Raw genomic sequence first — 4,767 nt, forward strand, 5'->3', positions numbered from 1 at the left:
GCGCGCTGGGCGCCACCACCGCCGGCCCTTCGGCGGTGCGGGCGGGCCTGTGAGGCCCACCCCCGCGCCGCCGTCGCCGACTCTGTGCCGATCCGCTGCCTCAGCGTTCCGTGGTCCCGGCCGGGACCAGCTCCAGCACGGAGACCCGGGACGCGGATGACATCGTTCGGGCCGGCTTCAGGCCGGCTCGCCGGGCGAGGGTCTCGAACTCGTCGAGGCTGCGCTCCCGTCCGGTCGACAGCGCCATCATGTTGAGGTCCATCAGCGGCTCCAGACCGGGCGTGCCCACCTTGTCGACGAGCAGTTCCATGACCAGTACGCGTCCACCGGTCCTGAGCGCTTCCCGGCAGTTGTTCAGGATGCGCACGCAGGCGTCGTCGTCCCAGTCGTGCAGGACGAACTTCAGCAGGTGCACGTCCCCGGGCGGAACCTCGTCGAAGAAGTCACCACCGACGAAGGTGAACCGGTCCGTGACGTCCAGTCCCGACGCTGAGGCGTCCGCCTCGGCAGCCACGTGCGGAAGGTCGAGCACCACCCCGGTGAGGCCGGGGTGCCGCTGCATGAGCGTCTGCACGAGGTTGCCACCGGCGCCGCCGACGTCCACGACGACTTCGGTGCCCTGGAGGTCGATCACATCCGCGAGCCGGTGGGCCAGTCCGCGGGTCATCGCCGTCATGGCGTTGGTGAAGACCTCGGCCTCCCTCGGGACGGTGGCGAGCCAGTCGAAGACCGGTGCGCCGAGGGCGGCTTCCGTCTGAGGGGCGCCGGCGCGGATCGCGTCCACCAGCCGTCCCCACGGCAGCCAGTGCGACTCGGCGCCGCCCCACAGGGCCAGGTCCCGCAGGGACCCCGGGGCGTCGGTGCGCAAGGTGTCCAGCAGGGCCGTGCTGCCGAACCGTTCCCCGTCCGCCGACGCGGCCAGACCGAGGGAGGCGCACGTCCGCAGGAACCGGAAGGTCGAGGCCGGGTCCAGTGACTCCGCCGCCGCCACGTCCGCCGGGGTGGCACCGCCGCCGTGCAGATGGTCGGCGATGTTCAACTCGGCGGCGGTGCGTACCACTTGGGTGACCCAGTAGCCCGTCATCATCTGGAGCATCCGTCCCGTTTCGCCCACCGGCGGTTCCGTGGAACCCGCTGCGACGAAATCGTGCTCGAACAAGGCCATGTGTGGTGTCCTTCGAATCTGAGGAGCCGGCGAAGCCGGAGAAGCCGGCAAAATCGGAGAATGAGAGCAGGGCATGCGCGGGGCGGTCGTGCGCACCGCCCGTTCCGTCCGGGCCCATGGGCCGGATGGGCGTCCCGGGCGTCCCCGGCGTGGTGGCGCTCGGCTGCCGGGGAGGGCCGGTTCACATCGCGGTGACCATGGTGTGGGTGTCGAGAATGGTCTCGAAGCGCACGGGGACGCCGTCCCGCAGCCGCCACACGTGCGCGAAACGTGTCCGCATCGGCTTTCCGGTCGCCAGGCTCGTGCCGCTGTAGTGACCGAGTGCCAGGACGAGGTCCCCGGCGTCGACGATCTCCTCGGGAGCGACGGTGAAGTCCTGCCATTCGGTGACGAATCGGGAGAACACGTGCTCCAGGACCTTCTCACGTCCCCGGTACGTGCCCCCGTAGTGCAGCCCTGGCGGAACGACCCATTCGATGCGCTCGTCGAGTCCCGCGAGCAGTGCGGTGACGTCCCCCTGGGCGAGCGAGTCGTACAACGCCTGCACCACCGCGCTGCCTGCGGCGGAGTGGGTCTCGTGTTGGTGCGTGGTCATGTGGAACCTCCGTGCCGTGTTGATGGGCGGTTCGCAACTCCTTCCGGCCCTGCGCCGGTTGCGGAACGTGGCACGCGGACGTGGTTCCGGGCGCGACGGTCGGGAGCGCTCCCCCGCCGTCACTGATCCTCCACCTGAACCGGCCGCGGGACATCGGCTGATCGACCTATGTCGCTGGTCGGCCCTGCCCGAGCGGTCCTCGTTCTCCTTCCTCCACCTGACGGCCACCGGTGCGCGTCCTGCCCCGGGAACCCGCCCCCGGGGAAGATGTGCGGACGCGTCCGGGACGCCGGGGAGGGGCGGTTACGCTGTGGCGGTGGAAGAGGTTCGGTTGGCCGAAGTGCTGGCGGCGCTGTCCCTGACGACGGACCTGGCTGCGGGAATGTCCTTCGAGAAGGGGCTGCGCACCTGCATTGTCGCCACGGTTTTCACCCGGGACGTGCTCGCCGGCGACCGGGAGACCTGTCGGGTGGTCTACGAGACGGCACTGCTCCGCTCGGTCGGCTGCACGTCCTTCGCCCCCGAACTCGCGGCGGTCTTCGGCGACGAGGTGGCGTTCCAGCGCGCGATGAAGTACCTCGATCCGGGCGACGACGTGCCCCTGGCCGAGCAGTTGGTCCGGACCGGGGGCTGGACGCGCGAGGCGGGACAGCGGCTGACGGACACCCTGACCGAGGTGATGCCCACGGTCGGCGTGGAGGCCATGCGCAACGGTTGCGAGGCCAGTCAGGCGCTCGGTTCGGGCCTCGGCGTGCGGGCGGAGACCCTCGCGGCGCTGAACGACGTGTACGAGCGCTGGGACGGACAGGGCATCCCGCTCGGCGCCGAGGGCGAGCGGCTCTCGTTCGCCGCCCGTGTGGTCCACGTGGCCGAGCAGGCCGTTCTGGCCCATGCGGGAGGTGGCGAGCCGGCCGCCGTCGCGGCGGTGGTCGGGCGGGCCGGTGGCCATCTCGACCCTAAGTTGGCGCACGCGTTCGCAGCCGACGCCGCGAAAGCGCTCGCTCCGCTCCGGGAGCCGGACGCCCTCGCGTCCGTGGTGGCCGCCGAACCACCGCCGTACGTCACGGTGCCCGCCGCTGAGGTCCCCGACCTGTGCGCGGTGCTCGGCCGGTTCGTGGACCTCAAGGGCAAGTGGCTGATCGGTCACAGCGAGCACGTCGCGCGGCTGGCCGAGAGCGCCGGCCTGCTGGCCGGCCTCCCGGCCGACGAGGTGACCCGGCTGCGCTGCGCGGCTCTGCTGCACGACCTCGGGCGGGCCGGGATCTCCGCCGACGTGTGGGACCGTCCCGGGCCGCTGGGCATCGCTGAGACGGAGCGGGTGAGGATGCACACGTACTGGACACAGCGCGTGCTGGAACGCGTGCCCGCTCTCGCCCCGCTGGCACCGGTCGCAGCCGCGCACCACGAGCGTCTCGACGGCAGCGGCTACCACCGTGGCGCCCTGGCGCCCCGCCTGCCTCTGACGGCTCTCGTTCTCTCCGCAGCCGACGTGTTCGCCGCGCTGACCGAGCCACGGCCGCATCGGGACGCCTTCACCGCCGACGAGGCAGCCGAGCGCCTGACTCGGGAGGCGGACTCGGGCGCCCTGGACCGCACCGCCTGCGACCTGGTGCTGCGGGCGGCAGGCCGGAGGCCGTCCCGTGCCCGCCGCCCGGCCGGGCTCACGGCGAGGGAGGTCGACGTGCTGCGGCTGGCCGCCCGAGGGCTCACCAACCAGCAGATCGGCGCCGAACTGTCCATCTCCAGCCGCACGGTGGGCCATCACCTCGGACACATCTACGACAAGACCGGGCGGCGGACCCGGGCCGGGGTTGCCGTCTTCGCCATGGAGCAGCAGCTCCTGCCCTGACCACCGATCCGCACGGCGAGCGCCGCGGCAGGCACCGCCCCCGCTGCCCGCTGTCCGTCCTGGGCGATCGTCCCGCTCGACGGTCCGCCGCCGCAGGCGCACCCTGCCCTCGGCGTCCGAGCTGCCGGGGCTGGGCGATGCGTGCGTTGGCGCTGATCTCCGTCGTCGGCGGCCCCCACCCCGGGAGGAGCCTTTCGCATGCTCTCCGGACGCACCCGACGTGCGGAAGGCGGGTGCTGGCAGAGCGCGCCGTGCACCCGCCTTCGAGCGCCCCCTAGCGCGGCGGGTCGACGCGTTGGTGGATCACGGCGCCGTCGACCACAGCGACCCGCTCGTAGTGGGCCGCGAGCACCGCGCTCAGCCGCGGCATGCGGGCGGGCCGGTAGAGGGCGCCCCGGGAGTCGTCGACTATCAGCCGTGGCGGGTCGGTGGTCAGCTCGGCCATCAGTGTGGGCCAGGAGCCCTCGACGCCGTACCGCTCCCCCACGTTAAGGCCGTTCCGTCCGCCGCTGAAGTTGGTCAGCAGCCCGGCCGTCAGATAGCGCGAACCCGGTTTCCGGTCCGCCAGCCAGTAGTTCTCCGGGTGCATGCCCCAGAAGAGGACCTCGTCGTCCGGTTGGCTGCGGGCCTGCACGGCTGCGACCAGCCTGGCCGAGTGGTCCAGTTCCGCGGTGCCCGCGGTGCCCGCCCAGCCGGTGAACAGGACGCAGCTGACGACCGAGCAGGCGACGGCGCCGCGCAGCCACTCGGTGCCGAGCAGTTGCAGTGCGCCGGTGCCCAGCAGCACCAGCGGTGGCAGGAGTTGCAGGTAGTAGTGGCCGAAGAAGTGGAAGCCGGTGACGACGGCCAGGGCGGACGCCGCGAGCCAGACCCACAGCTCCGCGGTGAGTACGCCGCGGCGGTCGGTGCGGCGCCTGAGCACCGCGACGAGCGGCACCAGCAGGCCGGCGCACCCGAGGCTGAACAGCGCGGTGTTGACCAGCCCCCGGCCCAGCACGTGCAGTTCCGACCCGGTGAAGGACGCGTAGGAGCCGGAGCCGGTGACCGTCCAGAACAGGCACTGCCGCACGCCGGTCAGCACGCCCACCACCAGCAGCGGCGCCCAGAAGCCGGCCGCCGCTCCCAGCAGCGCCTGCCGGCGGGCCGGGCCGCGCGGCA

At 72.4% G+C, this 4,767-nt stretch carries 3 protein-coding genes and 1 pseudogene; 1 reads left to right on the plus strand and 3 read right to left on the minus strand.

Translation table 11 applies throughout. The annotated features are described in order from the left end of the window. Positions 1 to 100 precede the first annotated feature (100 nt). Positions 101 to 1,165, minus strand: a complete 1,065-nt coding sequence (locus ACYVE9_RS15985) for a methyltransferase (protein WP_461028524.1) — start codon at positions 1,163 to 1,165, stop codon at positions 101 to 103. Positions 1,166 to 1,346: 181 nt separating this feature from the next. After that, positions 1,347 to 1,760, minus strand: coding sequence for a nuclear transport factor 2 family protein (locus ACYVE9_RS15990; protein WP_461028525.1), 414 nt, complete (start codon positions 1,758 to 1,760; stop codon positions 1,347 to 1,349). Positions 1,761 to 2,076: 316 nt separating this feature from the next. Between ACYVE9_RS15990 and ACYVE9_RS15995 the strand changes: the two genes are divergently transcribed. Then, positions 2,077 to 3,609, plus strand: a complete 1,533-nt coding sequence (locus ACYVE9_RS15995) for an HD domain-containing phosphohydrolase (RefSeq protein ID WP_461028526.1) — start codon at positions 2,077 to 2,079, stop codon at positions 3,607 to 3,609. A 274-nt stretch (positions 3,610 to 3,883) separates the two neighbouring features. Here ACYVE9_RS15995 and ACYVE9_RS16000 read toward each other — a convergent pair. Then, positions 3,884 to 4,767: pseudogene (locus tag ACYVE9_RS16000) on the minus strand (glycosyltransferase); the annotation flags it as partial.

Source organism: Streptomyces sparsus (genome assembly GCF_054776295.1).

What these genes read in the sequence shown, in the direction of transcription:
- ACYVE9_RS15985 (WP_461028524.1), bottom strand. Translation starts at nt 1,165, where the DNA reads ATGGCCTTGTTCGAGCACGATTTCGTCGCAGCGGGTTCCACGGAACCG.
- ACYVE9_RS15990 (WP_461028525.1), bottom strand. Translation starts at nt 1,760, where the DNA reads ATGACCACGCACCAACACGAGACCCACTCCGCCGCAGGCAGCGCGGTG.